Raw genomic sequence first — 17,769 nt, forward strand, 5'->3', positions numbered from 1 at the left:
TTATATAATATAGAAATATTACCATATTAACAGTCTCATTGCCCTAATTTTATTTGTCTGTTTAGGGGGAGATAAATAGCATTTTCTTCGCTGTCACTTTTTCAGGGTTGGTAAAGAGTGAAGTTGGTTAACTTTATTTGGTGGGCACACCAAATAAAGTGAAGAAAGAACTATTTTCCTATATACTTGAAGAAAGTAAAAAGGAGAGGGTCCCTTGGGAATTTTAAACGCTATAAAAAAAGCCTTCCAAAAAGATCAAAACACAGCCGCTCCAGCACAAGAAAAGGGCAATAGGAAAAATCACTGGCAAAATCTTGCGCATATACGTACTTTGTCCACCGGCAAATATAAGGACTTTGCCTCGGTACCCCTCGAAGTGAGCGAACAATCTTCCTGGGATTCCTTTTTCTCTAGAGAGAAAGAGAATCCAAGATTTCCAGGCTTTACTCATCAATCCAGAAGGAAGTTTAAACATATTTATCATAATGACCAGCTGTTAGTCGCGGAGGCGGCCAAAGCGATTGAAGTGTTAACCCCTAGCCAGGTCAAATCCATCAGTTACAAAGGAACCACGATTGAAAAATTCCACTCCGTAGCAGCTAATGAAAAGGCCGTTATTCTCCACCAGAAAAACAGCGTGGCCTTACTCAATCTTTCCGATGATGTAATGAAAGAATTTGTATTTGATTGGCAACCTCACTCTTTTGCACTGGGTAACGATTTCTGGCTGGTAGGTACGCGTGAAACCTATGACGGTCCCGGGGAGCTTTACTGTTTCTCAATGGACGGTAATCTCCGCTGGGCCATTAGGTTTACAGAGAAATTCTCTTCCGTGTTTGGAGAGATGAGCTTTTTCCCATATACATTAAGCGTCTCCGAAGATTCCTCAGATATCTTGGTTGGTTGTATGGATAGATTGTATCGCCTGGATGTTTCCGGCGAGCTTCAGGCAAGGATAGCTGTATCTGATCTCAAGAAAAAGGATTTAGAAGCTAAATATGAACAAAGCCTGCCTACTAAAGAGCCAGAAACAGAAGAAGAAGCCATCCGCTATGCTGCAGCACAGATGGCTGCTGATCTAATGAAGGGGTTCAATGCAATGGATCTAAATTCTCCATATTCTTCTTTTACTCACGACCCGGAAACAGATCGTTTGTTTTTATTAGAAGACAAAGGCAGGCTGTCAGCTTGGAGTCCTCAAGGAGACCTCTTATGGGTGAAAAACTTCAAGAATGAAAGCAGGTTTTTGGATTGGGTTGATGATAAACTTATCATTTCTTTCGATTCCGGAGACACGTTTTGGCTAGACCGTCAGGGAGACTTCTTGTATAGCGCCAAGCTCCCAATGCAAGCCGCTTCCATTTCTAAGATTCCTAATAAAGCAAGCTACCTTATGATCGCTGAGGATCATCGCCTCTATGAGTTGAATAAAGAAACCGGCCAAATGATCAAAGGAACAAGTGGCCATCCGGGAATGGCGCTGTTTCAAATAAACGGCCAAAATACCTTCTTCGACGGTGAAGGGAATTCTCAAGGGTATTTTTGGCTTTCTCCTCAAGGGAGAGACTGGGAACACTTAGAGGCAAAAACCTTTGAAGAAATAGGAACAACATCCGTGGATACGACAGGGGTGGCTCCGGAGATTTCTGCGACTCGAAAGTTTAAAAGAGTCAACTACTTAGAAGACGACGAATGGTTTGGCAGTCGAGTTGTTGATACCAAAAGAAAAAGAGCCTATGTCGTCGAGCAGTACCCTCAACTTGATTGGGATGAATACAGAAAGTTAACGGATGCCCAACGCAGGAAACGGGAAACGACCCACTTCTTGACTTGCTATGACCTTACGAATTCGAAGAAGATCTGGCAATTAGAAATGGTATCCTCAATGTATTCGTTGTATGCTTCACCGGATAAGAAAACACTATTTACCAGTGCTCCTAAGAAGGATGAAATCACTTATTTACCTGGTACGTTTTATGTGATTTCGGATGAAGGAGAAGTCCTTAAGAAAAAACGGGTAGATGCTCACGGATTCCAGGTAGAGTTCCAAACAGAGGAGAAGGGGTTGGTTCGTTTCGCTTCTGAGAGAGGAAAAGGAGCAGCGGGTGCCCTCTACATAAATACACAAGGGAATTGGGATTTAAAAGTACTTGCTGAAGAAGAGGAAGAGGACTTAAAACCATTTGGGGTCGGATTGAATGAATACGTTTCGGATAACTACCGGCTGGAGCGGATAGATAAGAAGAAATACACCTTACAGTCTGCAGGTGAAAAAGTAGATTTAAATTTAAAAGCAGCGATTTACGAAGCTCAAGAAACTCCATCTGGTGATTTAGCCTTCCGCTCTGGGACTCGGTTGATTCCTTTCTATAACCGGCAACTGGAAAAGAAGGGTGTTGAAATCAAAGAAGAGAAAAACATTCTTTCTTTTGCCACAGGGGATGGAAGTCTGGCTGTTGTCTCTAAAGAAGAGATCCGGGGATATGATTTAGAAGGCCACTTAAAATGGAGGTTCAGCCCGATACCAAAGGCCACGCATTCCGAAGTGGTATGGTGTGAGTATCATAAACTATATTTATGGGTGCTGGGTAATAGTAATGAGAAGCTTGTAGCGACCTTATCTGAGGAGGGTAAGGTGATTCGCAGTCAATCTTTTAACGACAGAGATTACCATAGAGACATTGAGGTGTATCCGGACGATTGTGTGTTTATTGCTCAATCTAATAGCGTTATCAACTTATACGAAATTGATTAAGTTCGTTCATTACGATAAAAATGGCTTTGTTAAAGTTTAATATATAATGATTCTTTGCCTCTTGAAAGCATTAAAGGGTTAGGAGGGAGTATAGGAATTCATATCATTGGAAGGATTGTTATTTCTATAACTATCAAAATTACGCTTTAACAAAACCAATAAAAAAGAGCCCAATCAAATTTGCTGTTTAATATAAATAATGTAATTCCAGGAAAGGGCGCACTTCAATATGATTGGATTGCGTCCTTTGTTCCATTAAAGGGGGCTTTACTTTAACAAACTTCCTGAACAAAAGACCTTCAATATGCATCATTTTATACTTTGATGATATATAGAAGGTCTTTTTAAATACAAAAAATATACTGCCATTTCATACATGGATTAAATGCCAAATACATCATGTACGGCTTTAAGCAAACTGCAAAAATGATAGAAAAATATTTTTGGAGTAAGTGTTAAATACATATAAGATAAGAAGAAATTAGAAAATTCTACAATCAATATGGCTGGAGACAGTGGTTTCTATATTCATATAGAATAAATTGAAATCCATATTAGGTGGGTGCTGCTGTGAATTATTTAATTAAAAGAATACAATTTGTAAAAGCACCCAAATAGGGTGCCTTTTAATGTTAGGGCAAGAGTGTTTTAAAACTGTTTATGCTGTGCGTTTACTTTTTGTCTCTGAAAAGCGTTTCTTAATTCATCTTTGAGTACCTGACTTTTACTGATTTCATCTATTACCCAAGGTTGTAACATGTATGGTATTTCAGGATTGTTTAAATCATTAACAATAAATTGACCTTCAGAAACCATTCCTATAATTGAACGGTGTGAAAGAAAGCTCACTGCTCCATCATTGTGCGGAAGATTAAGAGTATGATTATCTTCATTATAAAGTAGAAAAACAATGCTTTTCTGGTAATCATTCAAGCTTAACAAACGCTCTTCAGCCTTATCATAGAACTCTCTCATATTTCTCGATTGTTTTATCGTTTTTAGTAACCCTACTACTATATTAACTACCAGAATTGATAAAGATAGTATAAATGCAATTCCGATGTACTGTCCGTAACTGTTCTGAAGATCTATCAAATACATTGTTTTTAAAAGGCTGTCAGGTAAGAATATTAATAGCCCCGTACCGATTGCAATTGCAGCCATTATACTTACTGGTAACGTCAAAAGGTCTTTAATGTGATTCGGTTTCATATAGCACCTCTCTCTCATACTATTATTATATTACCATTGATAAAAATTAAACACTTTCATTTATCTCCTTGATTTTTGGAATGGTATAGTGCTATAAGCCAGTGAAAATCTGGTGAATTTCACCTTCTTTAGTTTACAATTTTAGATAATGTTTTGGATCCATACGGGGGAAGATTATTTGAGGGATTTTCTCTGGGAAAAGAAAAGTCATAAAATCTAGTTAGGGGGCTTTACTTGAATAAGCGACGAGACGATTATCCCATAGAGGATAATCGTTTTTAGTAATTTTAATGTTCATTCAGGGTGTACTATAATTGAACATAGATCAATATCCTGATGAAGATACATCGATTCGGATCAATTTACTACCTATATTTTTGTATGATACCCCTTTCCTTTAGATAGCGGATTTTTATAAAAGGAATCCCTAAACCAACATCACGAGGAATTGTTTCCCAAGATGCTAAACCTTTTTAAAGGCTTGATTAATACCATATATATCTGTTCCAAAAAACGAATGAGTCTGTTTTCTTAGATTGCCACTATTTTAGGAGGACTGATTTTTTTGAGTATCCGATACTTTCCTGAACTTAGTTTTTCTTATCTTACAACTTATTACTACCAAACTATTATTGATTCTCTAACCATTTGGCTATTTCTCTTTGAGCATCATCATCAGTAATTGAACTAAAATGAGATAAACCTTCCATGATCATGACTTCTGCATTTGAATGCGTATTAAATACTTTTTCATATTGATCTACTTTAAAAGATTGATCTTCACTGCCAGCCAGGACAAGCACTTCTCCATCCATTGATGAAATATCTTTTTCGTAGTCACCACGTGGATGCATAGAGATTTGTAGTCGGTAACTATACCTTAATGTTTCAGTGTTGTCTCGGTAATTATTTGGCATGTTAAAAGAAAGGACATTCCTATCATTTAAGTGCGTGATACCAACTTGATTAAGCATGCTTAACCCAATTATACGTGGAGTGTTCACATTAGCCCATTCACTTTCACTCTTGTTTGTTGGGGCATTATGATGTATATATGGAGCAATTAGCAGATAACGATTAACTTCATTATGACTAAACTCACCACCTGCAAAACGAATGACAGTTCCTCCTCCGCTTGAATGACCTCCTAGAATAATAGGTTGTTCAGGGTGACGTTTTCTTACGTAATTAATTAAGTCATTTAAATCATGTTCAATTTGACCTATATAATTTATATCTCCACGTGTTTCAGGATCTGGTCCGTGTCCTCGCAAGTTTGGAGTATAAACTGAGGCTATACCTTCTTGAGATAAAAACGTTGCTAATGGTTCTAAATATTCACTATGATAACCTGAACCATGAATAAGAATTAAAATGTTCTCAGCAGTTGATTGATAGTAACGGTAATTCAAGCTGGAACCATCTCTTGTTTGATATTCCTCTAATTCTAGTAACTGTTGTTCATTTGTTTTCAAATCATTAAAATTAAGATTTTCCAAATCGCCTGATGGTTCTTCTACGGAGTTTAAAAGTGTTAATCCATATGCCACTCCTATATATATGACGACACTACTCGTTACTATAATTAGAGTAACCTTCAGTATTTTATTCAACACCACCACCTCCATAAATATATTAATTATACTTTTCAATTAATTTCACAAACCAATAATCGCCATATGGAACCCAGTGAAAGTTATAGTTTTTATTTAAAGTGAAATTTTTTTTTGGCCTCCAACAGGAGTAGAAAGATGGGTGTCGCCTATTACCATTACTAGTAATGCGGTTCCCCCCCCTCATAATCTTAAACGCACGATACACCTGCTCCACCAACATCAATCGCATCAACTGATGAGGATACGTCATCTTAGACAACCCATAATTACTACGCGCAAGCACCTCATCACTCAAACCTAACGACCCACCAATTACAAAAGCCACTTTGCTTTTTCCGTAGATTGCAAGGTCATCGAGTTGTTTGGCTAGTTTTTCTGATGTGAGCTGTTTGCCTTCGATCTCGGGTATCTTGTTGAATTTTTGCGAGGATGCGTTCGCCTTCTTTTTGTTTCACTTCGGTCATTTGGGCTTCGCTTAAGTTAGTGATCAAAATGGTTGCTAAAAAACCTTGCAATTTAAATTTTTATAAAAGATTGAAAAACGTGACACCAAATGAACTCCTTCTATCGATTATAGATATGAGGGAGTTTTTTATTGCTCTCAACATAAGAAGGAGGCAGTTGGTTATGAATTATTTAAAGGAAATTATTGCGTTTCAAGATGAGGTGGAGTTAAACGAGTTATCTGCTTCTGCTTCACTGCTCTGGTACAAGCTGATGCATTTCAACAACAAGACGGGATGGAAGAAGGAGTTTACGGTGCCGACGTCGGCGGTCTTAGTGAAGTCGGGCTTAAGTGAGAGCTCATTTCTTCGTGCGCGTAAAGAATTAGAGGCGAAGGGCTACATCACGTTTGAAGCTGGGACGCGGAACCAGGCTCCAACGTATCACATGATTTCTCAAGTGAAGGAACAGCTGGCGGACGCTACGGTGGAAGAGCTGACGGAAGAGGTGAAGGAAGGAGTGAAGGAAGAGACGGAGGTATTATTTAAAAGAAAAGAAAAGAGGAGAAAAGAAACAACAGCAGGAGACCGAATGCAGCCGCATACTTTTTACGAACAAAACATAGGAATGCTGACACCGTTTATGGCGGAGAAGATTACGGATTGGTGCGAGCGGCTCTCGGATGAGCTCGTCATGGAAGCGATGAAAATTGCAGGGAGGCACAACAAGCTGTTTTTTACCTATTGCGAAGGGATCTTAAAGCGCTGGGAGAAGGCGGGAATACGGACGCTGACTGATGTAAAGCGGATTGAGGAGAGGCCGGTTGAGAAGAAGGAAGACCGGCAGTCTGAAGCGAAGCGTCTGATTGAAGAGTACAGAAAGGAGCGTTACGCATGAATTATGATGAAGCGGTAGAAGTATTAGAAGCGATGCAGGAACTTTTTTACGGGAAGTTTAAGATTTCAAAACGGAAGCTGGACTTCTTCGTCCCCCAGCTTGAGAAAATGGAATTCACCCCTGTGATGGACAAACTCTACGATTATGCCTCGGTGTATCCTTTTCCCCCGACGCTTTCGGACATTGCCGTCTACCCGCAGAAGCCGAATGAGCACTTAGAGAAAAAGCGGCAATGGGATGAGGAAGCGGCCAACGTACCTGAAGAAACGAAGCGGTTGTTTGAAGAGAAATTTAATGAGCTGTTAAAGAAGGTGTCGAAATGATTGCTAACCAGGAGGCAGAGCAGTCCGTTATTGGGGCAATTCTAGTAGAGGGCGATCTCATCAAGGATGTCACGTTGCGGGGAGAGCATTTTACCGATTTGCGACATCGCTCTATTTACGAGGCGATGCGAAAAATTGATGAAGTGGGAGAAGCTGTCAATCTGGTGACGGTGACGACTGAGCTCAATCAGCGGATTAACCAAGTCGGAGGCGTCAGCTATTTAAGTGCCCTTGCCCAGTCGATTCCAACGACAGCGAACGTAAAGCAGCATCAGCGGCTCGTGCTCGATGCGTACCGCAACCGCAAGACGAAGGAGGAGGCAAGCCGTTACCTGACCGATCCCAACGGAGAAACGCTCGATACGCTGATGCACCGCTTAGAAGAATACCGCGGCGAAAGCATCGTGGAAGAAGAAACATCAATCTATGAGACCTTAATAGAAATCGCCAGCGACATGATCACGCCTCCTGCTGAAGGCATGACCGGATTTGCGACCGGCTACAAAGAAGTCGACGATATGACCGGAGGCACCCAGCGCGGCGATCTCATCATACTAGCCGGCCGTCCCTCCATGGGAAAAACAGCCTTCGCCTTAAATATAGCCGCCCACCACTGCCAACAGCAAGGCAGTGTCCATCTCTTCAGCTTAGAAATGGGGCAAAAATTCCTGCTTCAGCGTATGATTTCCGCCCAGGCTGAAATCAACGGACAAAAATGGCGCTCCATGAGCTTTTCCTCCGCCGATTACGAAAGATGCCTCACGGCTATGGGAGAAGTCGCCGACTGGCAACTCCACATCCACGAGAATCAGCAGACCGTCGAAGGCATCCGGGCATGTGTACGCGAATCGATCAGAAAGACAAAAGAAACAAAGCCGATGATCATTATCGACTACCTGCAGCTCATGGCTCCCTCCGGCCGCCACGAACGCCGCGACCTAGAAGTAGGCTCCATCACACGTCAACTGAAACTGCTGGCTCGCGAGCTCAACGTGCCGGTCATTCTCTTATCCCAGCTCTCACGCGGCGTGGAGCAGCGCAAGGACAAGCGCCCGATCATGGCAGACTTAAGGGAATCTGGCAACATTGAACAAGACGCCGATGTGATCGGCTTCTTGTACCGCGAAGATTACTACAACCGCAATGCCGAGGAGAAAGATGAGGTGGAATTTTCAATCAGCAAGCAGCGGAATGGTCCAGTGGGGAATGTGCAGCTGAGGTTTAGGAAGGAGTATGGGAAGTTTGTGAGGGCTTGATACAGGAACTTATTGATGTTATCAAGTGTAATCTTGGGGTCACCTACCCGAATTTTTCAAGATATGATTTTATACAATCTTATCATCTGACTTATGAGTAGAGTTATTATCAAGCTACATTTTCAATTTCAGATTTCCTGTTAAATAAACTACACCGAGCACATGCTGTGTGATTCTGCTCTTCATAAAGTCTGCAAGGTACGAGGAGAGAACTGTGTCGTATACGTAGTAAGGACAACCAGGATGGTAGAGAAACTGATCGTCGTCATCGTAAGTATCGAAGTGATCAGGGATCCGCACATCGCCTGTGCCACGCTTTTCTCCATGAAGAAAAAGAAAGGCATACTGTCCTGAATGAGAGGGACAAGCCACGTATCCAATCCATTCACAATAGTTACCATAATCAGCGCCAGCAGGCTGTACACTGCAGGGAGAAACCAGAAACTGTCACGAATTCTCACCCATACTTGCGTTCTGTTCAATGTCATCACTCCTTCTTAGTATGTACAGCATACCACCTGGATGCATTACAAAGCTGATAACAAAAAAGCTCTCATAGAACAGGGTTACTGTTTCCATAAGAGCTTATTCACATCGTTTATTAAACTTTTGTATCTTTCTCTACAGGGATGCCCGATTCCAGAGTCACTTCCGCACCGTGATGGAAGATATCGACAGGTTTTCCTTCTACTAATGTATAAACGACCTTGCCTTTTGTCAGTTTGAGATTGATCAAACGACCCCTGTACCTGATATTGAACTCTAAGGATCCCCACTGCTCAGGCAGATAAGGAGAGAAATGTACATTCGATTCTTTCACTCTCAATCCTGCAAAGCCGTAAACGATACCCATCCAAGTGCCGCCCATGTTAGCCATATGCAGTCCATCTTTGGTGTTGCCATGGAGATTATCCAAATCCAATCGAGACGTTTTGCTGAAGTAGTCGTACGCTTTTTCTTTCTGATCGAGTTTGGAAGCCATGATACTGAAGACACAGAAAGATAACGATGAATCATGTGTAGTGACAGCTTCATAGTAATTATAGGAATTCTCGATCGTTTCCTGGTCAGAGAAATCCTCGAGCAGAAAATGAGCAAGAACGGTATCCGCCTGCTTACATACCTGATAGCGGTACAACAACAATGGATGATAATTCAGCAGTAGCGGATATTTGTCTTTAGGTGTGGCGTCGAGGTCCCATTTCCCTTTTTGCAGGAAGGTATCGTCCTGTTCATTGATTTTCAACGCTTCGTTGTACGGGAGGAACATTTTCTCGGCAGCTTCCTGCCACTTTCCGATTTCCTCTTCATCTGCGTCCAAGTCGCTCATCAATTCTGATAGTCTCTGCGGATCTTCACTCTTCAGGTGGTCGTAGACTTTCCCTGCCCACAGCAAATTATTCTTCGCCATGACGTTCGTATAGTAGTTATTGTTCACGATACACGTATATTCGTCTGGACCGGTAACACTATCGATTCGGAATTGTCCCTCATGAAAGTGGCCTACTTCGAGCCAGAGACGGGACGTTTCAAACAGCACTTCCGCCATTTCCTTTTTGAAGAAGTCTTCGTCCCCGGACACCATATAGTATTGGATGTAGCTATAGGCTATATCGCCATTGATGTGGTACTGTGCGGTGCCCGCAGGGAAGAACGCAGAACTCTCTCCTCCGGTAATGGTACGCCAAGGGAACAACGCTCCTCTCGTATGCCCGATTTCTTTCGCCCGCTGACGCGCACTATCCAATAACGAATACCGATGCAACAGCAGGTTCTTCGCTATCTCCGGGTTCGTCATCAGGAAGAACGGAAACATGTATATTTCCGTATCCCAGAAATAATGGCCTTCATATCCTTCTCCAGAAAGTCCTTTGGCTGCAATGTTGCTTTTAGGGTCTTTCCCGACGGATTGCAGCAAATGATACATATTGAAGCGGATGCCCTGCTGCAGGTCATCATCACCTTCAATGAGAATATCAGACGTTGCCCAGAAGTCTTCCAAGTATTGAATCTGTTCTTTCAGGAAGTCATTGAACGTATAACTTTTTACTTCTTCCTGAAGCTGTATCGCTTTCTCTTCAAGGTTCTTTCCGTATCTTAGAGAGTCCATGTAGACGTTACGTTTCGTGAAGGTGACTTTCTCTTCTCCATCAAAAATGTACGTCTCCTGTGCTGTCGTTCCTTCGATGTTACTCTCATAGGTATGGTTTTCCTTATCCGAAAACGTTTTCGAAACGCAACAAACGGACATCCTCGTTTCTAACGTCTCTGCCCCGGTGACATGACACCCATTCTTTTCATAAATGTCCTCTGCGGAAAGTCGCTTAGCATGCCCTGAAGCGACACGCGGATCGTCCGGGTCCACAAAGTTGGATACATCGCTCTCAAGCTCAGAATAGATGGAAATCCTGCTGACATCCTTAATCGGCTCTATCGTAATCTCCTGCACAAACACTTCTCGTTTCACAAACGACACTAGTCTTTTAAAGCTGATGTTCACTTCTTTGCCTTGCGGAGATCTCCAGTGCACGGTTCTTTCCGAGTATCCTTGATTCATCCAAAGATTACGCTGATAATCCAAGAGCTCCCCTTCAAAAAGGGAAAAACGTTCATCATCCACCCAAATTTGTACGCTTTGGGCATCCATGATATTTAGCAGTTTCTCCTGCGTATCCGGGAACCCATGTAACTTTTCCCCATATTCAATATCTACCTTGTCATGGAAAGCGTTGATATAGGTGCCGCGTATGGATTTATAATCTTCCGGGTATCCCTCTTCGAAATTGCCCCGCACACCGAGGTAACCATTCCCCAGGAAAAAGAGACTCTCATTCGTCAGTAAATCACTCTTGTTCAATTTGCTGCTTTCAATATTCCATGACATAGCTCTCATCCTTTACTTGCTTATATTTTCAAACCGATTGATGATTGTTTCGAATTTCAGTTCTGCCGTGTCTTCCACGACGTAATCAGCGTGCTTTAAGTGTATTTTATCGCCCACACCTATCGACAACATTCCTGCCTCGTTGATCGCTGTAACCCCGGCTATAGCATCTTCGATTCCGACGCACTTATCATACGCCACGCCCAGCTCGTCCGCCGCTTTCTGGAAAATATCCGGAGCAGGTTTTCCATTCTCGACCGTTTCCGGATCGACGACGTAATCGAAATAATGCTCAATCTGCAACTGCTTTATAATGAAGGGCGCATTTTTACTTGCAGACCCCAAAGCAATTTTTATATCGTCATCCTTCAACTTCTCCAATAACTCACCGATTCCCGGGTAAATGTCTTCAGGCTCAATGGACATAATCAGCTTGCGATAAGCATCGTTTTTCTTCTTCATCAATTCAGCTTTTTCTTCCTCTGACAAATGAAGATCCTTGTTTAAGTTTAGGATCTTTTCGAGAGAATCACCTCTCGACACTCCTTTTAAACTTTCATTGAACTTTCTATCAATCTCTATACCGATCTCCTGCGCCATTTCTTTCCACGCGATGTAATGTTGCTCGGCTGTATCAGTGATCACTCCATCTAAATCGAAAATGAAAAGTTGCGGATATAGCTTCATGGTATTCCCTCTCCGTATCAGAATTCTTTTTTGATAATGGCTTCTACTCCATTACGAACTTTTCCCTGAAAGTGAGCTCCCATCCTGAAGTGTTCTCCAACACTTCAAACTCGTAACATTCCTCTTCCTTCGTAATCTTAAGTGATAGTTCCCCTTTCCCGATACGCATACCTTCTACTTTCAAATGGCTCATGCCTTGAGGAAAAGCAGGCTCAACAATGATCTGTTCCTGATAGGCATCCGGCTGCACTCCAGAAATGGACTGAAGGAACACAAATGAAGCTGTAGCTGCCCAAGCCTGTGGAGAACACGTCGTCGGGTAAGGTACAAGATGATCGTCTTCTTTACTGTAGCCGCAGAACAATTCTGGTAAGCGGAGATGCTCAAAGTATTCTGCCGCTTCCAACAACCCTTCGATGACTTTCACCGCTTCCGCTTTGCCGACCTGAGATAGACCTAGAAGAATCATCGCATTATCGTGTGGCCAGACGCTTCCGTTGTGATAACTCATCGGATAGTAGCCTGTGGAATCTTCGGACATCGTACGGATACCAAAGCCACTGAACAGCGATTTCCCGACTAATTTCTCCGCCACTAGTCTGTTGCGCGTCCCTTCACTGATTCCTGACATCAATACGTGTCCCGGGTTCGAAGTGAGAGCTTTGATTTGGTTCCCTTCTCCGTCTAATCCAAGCGCATAGAATTGTTCTTCTTTCATCCAGAATGCTTCCTCGAATCGGTTGCTGAGCAGCTCGGCTTCTTCTTTCAGCTGCTGGGCCCTATCTGTTTCTCCAAGCTCTTCATAAACAGCAGAGAGAGTATTCTTCGCCTGATAAACGTAGCCCTGCACTTCCACTAGTGAAATCGGGTCCTCGGCAAGTGTTCCATTTTGATGAACGTTCGAGTTGTCCGAATCTTTCCATCCCTGGTTCACGAAACTGTCGGCAGTCGTCTGCTCATATTGGACGAACCCGTCCCCTCGTATACTTCCGTATTGATCGATCCAGTCGATGGCCTTTTCAAGAGATGGTTTGATTCTTTTGATGAACGCAGCATCTTTTGTCCACTTGTAGTACTCCGTAGCAAGGATTACGAACAAAGGCGTCGCGTCTACCGTTCCGTAATAAGGTGTAAACGGCACCTGACCTGTCGAAGCCAGCTCACCAGAGCGGAGTTCGTGCATGATTTTGCCTGGCTGCTCGTCTCTGTATAAGTTTTCTTCCTTACCCTGATAATGTGCCAGTGTCTGCAAAGTCCCTTTGACTTCTCCCGGATGAAACGGCAGTAGAAACAGGGATGTAATCAAACTGTCCCGACCAAAAGGGACGGAATACCACGGTACTCCTGCTACGGGTACGTTCCCGAAGCCGACATCAGTCATCAGCATACGCGTATCCATCACTCCGCGTTGATATACTTTGTTGAAAATAAAATGATCACTTTCCACTTTCGTTCCCTGATCAATCCACTCTTTATAAGAGTTTTCAAGACGCCCGAGAGCTTCATCAAACCCGAGGGTCTGCTTTCTTTTTTCGTTGATTATCGGCTGAACCATAAATGTGAGTGTTTTTCTCTCCTGAGGCGCGAGCGTCCATTTCGCTTCCACTTCCCCTTCTTTAATGACACGAGCTTCCGATTCTTTCCATTCAATCAGTGTTTCACGTGAAACATCGTCTTTTCCTTTGTAGCCTATTTCCATAGATTGATCATTATATGTAAAGCCCGTTTTCTCCCCAGTTTCCCCCGTGAAGAAGTCTCGCACGATAAACATATCCTGAAAGTCTACGTCGAATTTGACATTCACTTTCAGCTCTCTCGCTTCAAGGAAATAGTTAGTGAAAGTGATCCTTTCATACAAAATACCCTCGTAGATAAAGCGCTCACGAAAAGCTTCTGTAGCACCCTTATCCTCTTCTACTTCCACAAGACGCATAGAAGCCATATAGTTTTTATCATCATTGGAAGAGAAAAGCGACGGTCTGGAATCATTAAGCATCAATTCGAACTTACTTAAGAATCTTGTATCTCTTGTATAAAGCCCGTATCCCATCTCTTCAGACCCTTCAATATCCCCGTTCTTCTCTGTAGTCAGAAACAAATCATCTTCTTTGATTACGCTATATTCCATTATCTTTCTCCTTTATCATTTGTGTAAATCTTTCACGCTTCCCCGTCCAACAAGCTCATGCTCCACCATGACATGCTGGCTCGATTGCTTCTTCTCCATAACTTTCACGAGGAGCTGTGCTGCTTCATTCCCTATATCAAAGAAATTCTGGTTAATCGTCGTAAGCGGCGGATCGGTTATAGCACTGAAAGGCAAATCATCGAACCCTATCACAGAAACATCCTCCGGAACATCGAGACCTGTTTCTTTCACCGCCTTCATCACTCCGTACGCCATCAAGTCACTGCAGCACAGAAACGCGGTAGGCTGTCGTTTCTTCAACACCTTCTTCGCTTCCTGATAAGCTTGGTTTTCATCAAAATCGGCATGGATGATCGACTCCTCAGGCAAAGGAATTCCGTGTTTACGAAAAGATTCCCGGGCCCCTTCCAATCGTTTGGTATTGACGAAGGTTTCTTCCACTCCACCTATAACAACGATATCCCGGTGACCCCTTTCCAATAGATGATCCGTCATTTCTATTCCGGCGGCATAGTTATCAATAGAAATACTGCCTATATTTTCGGATTTTTCATCAGTAATAAGGTCGATATAGACACAGGGGATATTCGTATCCACCAACTCCTTAAAATAAGGATCATCGGTACGCAACCCCTGAAGAATAGCTCCACCTATATTTCGTTCTCTGCAAAACTGAGTGTAGCTTTTCTGCTTTTGTTTTTTGGAATTTATCAGAAAAATGGACAACTCATGATCGTTGTCCTCGATTCCTGTGTAAATGCCTTTGATCACTTGATAAGCGTTCGTATCTTTCTCACTTGTATTGAAGACAGCAGATGAGATCAACCCGATGTTCATCTGTTTTTTCGAAGAAAGGTTCCGCCCTGCCAGATTCGGAGAGTAGTTCATCTCCTCAGCAATTTTCACTATACGTTCCCTCGTATCCGGATTGATGTCTGGATAATTGTTCAAAGCTTTCGATACAACACTGACTGATACGTTAGCCGCTTTTGCTACCTCTTTGATCGATGTCATACACTCATCTGCTCCCTTCCCATTGCCTGCCTTCTATCTAACCTATATATTACAGGCTTCCTGGCGGATTTTTAAGTAAGATCTATAGAACAGATAAAAAGAGATGGTAGCTATCAGGGAACCTGCGAAAAAGATGATGACAAACCATAGGGTACTCGCAATATAAATGATGAAGGAGACGATCAAAGCTGTAATTACAGTAACGCCCGGACGTCCGACCGTCATATAAAAGCTGTTGAAGAACCGTTCACGTATCGTCATTTCGTAATGGACAATCATGGAAAGAAAGTGTATGTTCATCACAACGAGCAGTATCCCCAAAATCGAAAAGACGGTAGCCAGTAAATCGTTATTCTCAGCGAAGAAGCGGAAATCGAGGATCCAGATGCTCCATAGAAGTGTCCAGATCAATCCTGATACAAAGCTTGTTCTATAATTACTCCTCAGGTAAGCGACATACATTTTCAAAAGAGAATCGTGCTCCTCATCTCTCATCCAATCCCTTGCCATCGCAAATAGAGCAGCTGAGGCCGGATAGAAAAGAAGCGGCAGTAATACAACAAGAGGCAGAGCATATATATGCGTTCCTTCATCATTGATGAGATACGTCCAGACCACTATCGTTACCGGAATATTAAGAACAAACCATAGAAAGTTAGTGACAGATAACCTCATGAACCATGAAGCCAGCAAGTAGATGAAACCGAAAATACCATTATAATTCTGCATAGGGCTCTCCCTCCTTCTTTTCGTATTATTTTACTGCCCCGTCTCCTATACCTTGTATAATGTGCTTCTGTGCCAAAGCGTAGAAAATGATGACCGGGATAACGGTCATGACAAGTCCGGCCATGGCGAGGTTCCATTCAATTGTGAATTCACCGAAGAAATAGAATGTCGAAAGCGGAATGGTCCGCAAGTCTGTAGACGTCAAAACCAGAGATGGTAATAGATAGTCGTTCCAGATAGTTATGACATTGATGATCAGAACTGTCACTGTAATCGGTTTAAGCATAGGGAATATGATTCTCCAGAACACTCCCATTTTAGAGGCTCCATCGATCGTCGCCGCTTCTTCCAAAGAAATAGGGATCGATTTCACAAATCCGTGGTATAGAAATACGGAAATAGCTGAATTGAATCCGACGTGCATGAAGATCAGACCTCCACGTGAATCAAGCATCTTGAACCCTGTGATATCCATGATCCAGCCCATTTCCTGTATCAAAGGCATCATAATCGTCTGGAACGGGATGAGCATCGTAGAAATGAACAGCATGAAAATGATGTTACTGATTTTATGCGGAGTCCGGGCAAGCATCCAAGCCGTCATGGATGAAAGGATGACGATGATGATGACGGAGATCGTCGTAATAACAAAGGAATTGAACAAGGACATCATGAAGTTCATATCATCAATCGCCTGCACATAATTTCCAAAATTGAACTCTGTAGGGAAGGCCAGTACGTTTTCATACAGGGAGGCACGATCCTTGAAGGAGTTTACGGCAATGATGTAAATGGGAGATAGAAATACAAGAGCCAAAAGGAAAAGCGATATTTCTCTGATATAGGCATTCGACTTTTTCATTACATCTCGACCTCCCTTTTCTTCGTAACATATACTTGTGTCAGAGCTACCACGGCGACGATAAGGAAGAAGACAATCGCCTTCGCCTGGCCGTATCCGTAATTACCATAACCGAAGATTTCATTGAAAATATTCATCGCGAACAACTCTGTCGCATTCGCAGGGCCACCATTGGTCAGTGATAAGTTGACGTCATAGATTTTGAACGCCATCGATAGCGTCAGGAACAGACTGATCGTGAATGCCGGCATTAGCAAAGGGAACGTGATGCTTTTCAGCTGTTGCCATTTGTTAGCTCCGTCGATGTGGGCAGCTTCAATAATATCTTTCGGAATGCCCTGCAAACCTGTAATATAGATGATCATGACATACCCTGCCATCTGCCACGTAAAGACGAATACGAGTGCATATAGAGCGAACTCCGAATCATTCAGCCAGTTGAAGAATACGCTGTCCCATCCTGTCCATTTTCCCACCATTTTCAAAACGTCAGAGAAAACGAATTGCCAGATGTAACCGAGAATCAAGCCACCGATCAAGTATGGCATGAAGAACATCGTGCGCGCCGTATTGGCAATTTTCAATTTGGAAGTTACGAATAAAGCAAAGCTCAAGCCGACGACATTAATAGTAATTACTGAGAATACTGTAAATTTCACCGTTAGCCAGGCAGATTCAAGAAACCGTTGATCCTCAAACAGATTTTTATAGTTTTCAAGCCCATTGAACACCATCGGGTTTGCGCTGATTCCATCCCATTGAAAGAAAGAATAGAACGTTCCTATAATGAATGGAACGATGACGACTGTCAGAAATATAAGCAGTAAGGGTCCGGTAAATAGTAAGAACCAACCCCATTTTTTACGTTTGGTCACATTTATCCCTCTTTCTTCACCGTGCTTTGTCTGAAAAGAGAGCGTGGACACTCTCTTCTATTAGAG

14 protein-coding genes and 1 pseudogene are annotated in these 17,769 nt (G+C 42.6%); 4 read left to right on the top strand and 11 right to left on the bottom strand.

Annotation, left to right across the window (positions count from 1 at the left end):
* The first annotated feature begins 214 nt into the window (after positions 1-214).
* Entirely contained in the window at positions 215-2,755 is a 2,541-nt protein-coding gene (locus ACFQIC_RS04095) for an ornithine cyclodeaminase (RefSeq protein ID WP_204708864.1), read from the top strand.
* Between the two features lie 648 nt (positions 2,756-3,403).
* Here the strand turns inward: ACFQIC_RS04095 and ACFQIC_RS04100 are convergent.
* From ACFQIC_RS04100 to ACFQIC_RS04110, 3 genes and pseudogenes are all read right to left on the bottom strand, one after another.
* Positions 3,404-3,967: a superinfection exclusion B family protein gene (locus tag ACFQIC_RS04100; protein WP_204708863.1), complete on the bottom strand. Its 564-nt coding sequence runs from the start codon at positions 3,965-3,967 to the stop codon at positions 3,404-3,406.
* A gap of 629 nt (positions 3,968-4,596) precedes the next feature.
* Complete coding sequence (locus ACFQIC_RS04105; RefSeq protein ID WP_204708862.1) at positions 4,597-5,580, bottom strand: alpha/beta hydrolase; 984 nt, start codon at positions 5,578-5,580, stop codon at positions 4,597-4,599.
* Positions 5,581-5,758: 178 nt separating this feature from the next.
* A pseudogene (locus ACFQIC_RS04110) lies at positions 5,759-6,065 on the bottom strand (23S rRNA (pseudouridine(1915)-N(3))-methyltransferase RlmH); the annotation flags it as partial.
* 145 nt (positions 6,066-6,210) lie between these two features.
* Here ACFQIC_RS04110 and ACFQIC_RS04115 point away from each other — a divergent pair.
* From ACFQIC_RS04115 to dnaB, 3 genes are read left to right on the top strand one after another with little or no spacing between them, the layout of a single operon-like run.
* The gene (locus ACFQIC_RS04115) at positions 6,211-6,924 is read left to right on the top strand and encodes a DnaD domain protein (protein WP_204708861.1); all 714 of its coding nucleotides are present in this window, start codon (positions 6,211-6,213) and stop codon (positions 6,922-6,924) included.
* Positions 6,921-7,247: a hypothetical protein gene (locus ACFQIC_RS04120; protein ID WP_204708860.1), complete on the top strand. Its 327-nt coding sequence runs from the start codon at positions 6,921-6,923 to the stop codon at positions 7,245-7,247. The genes ACFQIC_RS04115 and ACFQIC_RS04120 overlap by 4 nt, the downstream gene beginning before the upstream one ends.
* A complete protein-coding gene (gene dnaB, locus ACFQIC_RS04125) occupies positions 7,244-8,503 on the top strand; it encodes a replicative DNA helicase (RefSeq protein WP_204708859.1) in 1,260 nt (419 codons plus the stop codon). Before ACFQIC_RS04120 ends, dnaB begins: the two co-directional genes overlap by 4 nt.
* Positions 8,504-8,685: 182 nt before the next feature.
* On the opposite strand, the gene ACFQIC_RS04130 is transcribed toward dnaB, so the two are convergent.
* The 8 genes from ACFQIC_RS04130 to ACFQIC_RS04165 all read right to left on the bottom strand — a co-directional run bounded on the left by ACFQIC_RS04130 (position 8,686) and on the right by ACFQIC_RS04165 (position 17,703).
* Positions 8,686-8,985 carry a DUF2254 family protein gene (locus ACFQIC_RS04130; RefSeq protein ID WP_390216959.1) on the bottom strand — a complete coding sequence of 100 codons (300 nt, stop codon included), beginning with the start codon at positions 8,983-8,985 and terminating at the stop codon, positions 8,686-8,688.
* 119 nt (positions 8,986-9,104) lie between these two features.
* Entirely contained in the window at positions 9,105-11,387 is a 2,283-nt protein-coding gene (locus tag ACFQIC_RS04135; protein WP_204708858.1) for a glycoside hydrolase family 65 protein, read from the bottom strand.
* 12 nt (positions 11,388-11,399) lie between these two features.
* Positions 11,400-12,074 (bottom strand): beta-phosphoglucomutase, encoded by a 675-nt coding sequence (gene pgmB / locus ACFQIC_RS04140; protein ID WP_204708857.1) that lies wholly within the window; start codon positions 12,072-12,074, stop codon positions 11,400-11,402.
* A gap of 43 nt (positions 12,075-12,117) precedes the next feature.
* A complete protein-coding gene (locus ACFQIC_RS04145; protein ID WP_204708856.1) occupies positions 12,118-14,202 on the bottom strand; it encodes an amylo-alpha-1,6-glucosidase in 2,085 nt (694 codons plus the stop codon).
* A 15-nt stretch (positions 14,203-14,217) separates the two neighbouring features.
* Entirely contained in the window at positions 14,218-15,237 is a 1,020-nt protein-coding gene (locus tag ACFQIC_RS04150) for a LacI family DNA-binding transcriptional regulator (RefSeq protein WP_204708855.1), read from the bottom strand.
* Between the two features lie 42 nt (positions 15,238-15,279).
* A complete protein-coding gene (locus ACFQIC_RS04155; RefSeq protein ID WP_204708854.1) occupies positions 15,280-15,966 on the bottom strand; it encodes a YesL family protein in 687 nt (228 codons plus the stop codon).
* Between the two features lie 25 nt (positions 15,967-15,991).
* On the bottom strand, positions 15,992-16,828 hold the full coding sequence (locus ACFQIC_RS04160; protein WP_204708853.1) for a carbohydrate ABC transporter permease: 837 nt from the start codon (positions 16,826-16,828) through the stop codon (positions 15,992-15,994).
* Complete coding sequence (locus ACFQIC_RS04165) at positions 16,828-17,703, bottom strand: carbohydrate ABC transporter permease (protein ID WP_204708852.1); 876 nt, start codon at positions 17,701-17,703, stop codon at positions 16,828-16,830. The genes ACFQIC_RS04160 and ACFQIC_RS04165 overlap by 1 nt, the downstream gene beginning before the upstream one ends.
* Positions 17,704-17,769: the final 66 nt, after the last annotated feature.

Origin of the sequence: Halobacillus seohaensis (assembly GCF_042663045.1) — a bacterium.
Taxonomy (GTDB): domain Bacteria; phylum Bacillota; class Bacilli; order Bacillales; family Halobacillaceae; genus Halobacillus_A; species Halobacillus_A seohaensis.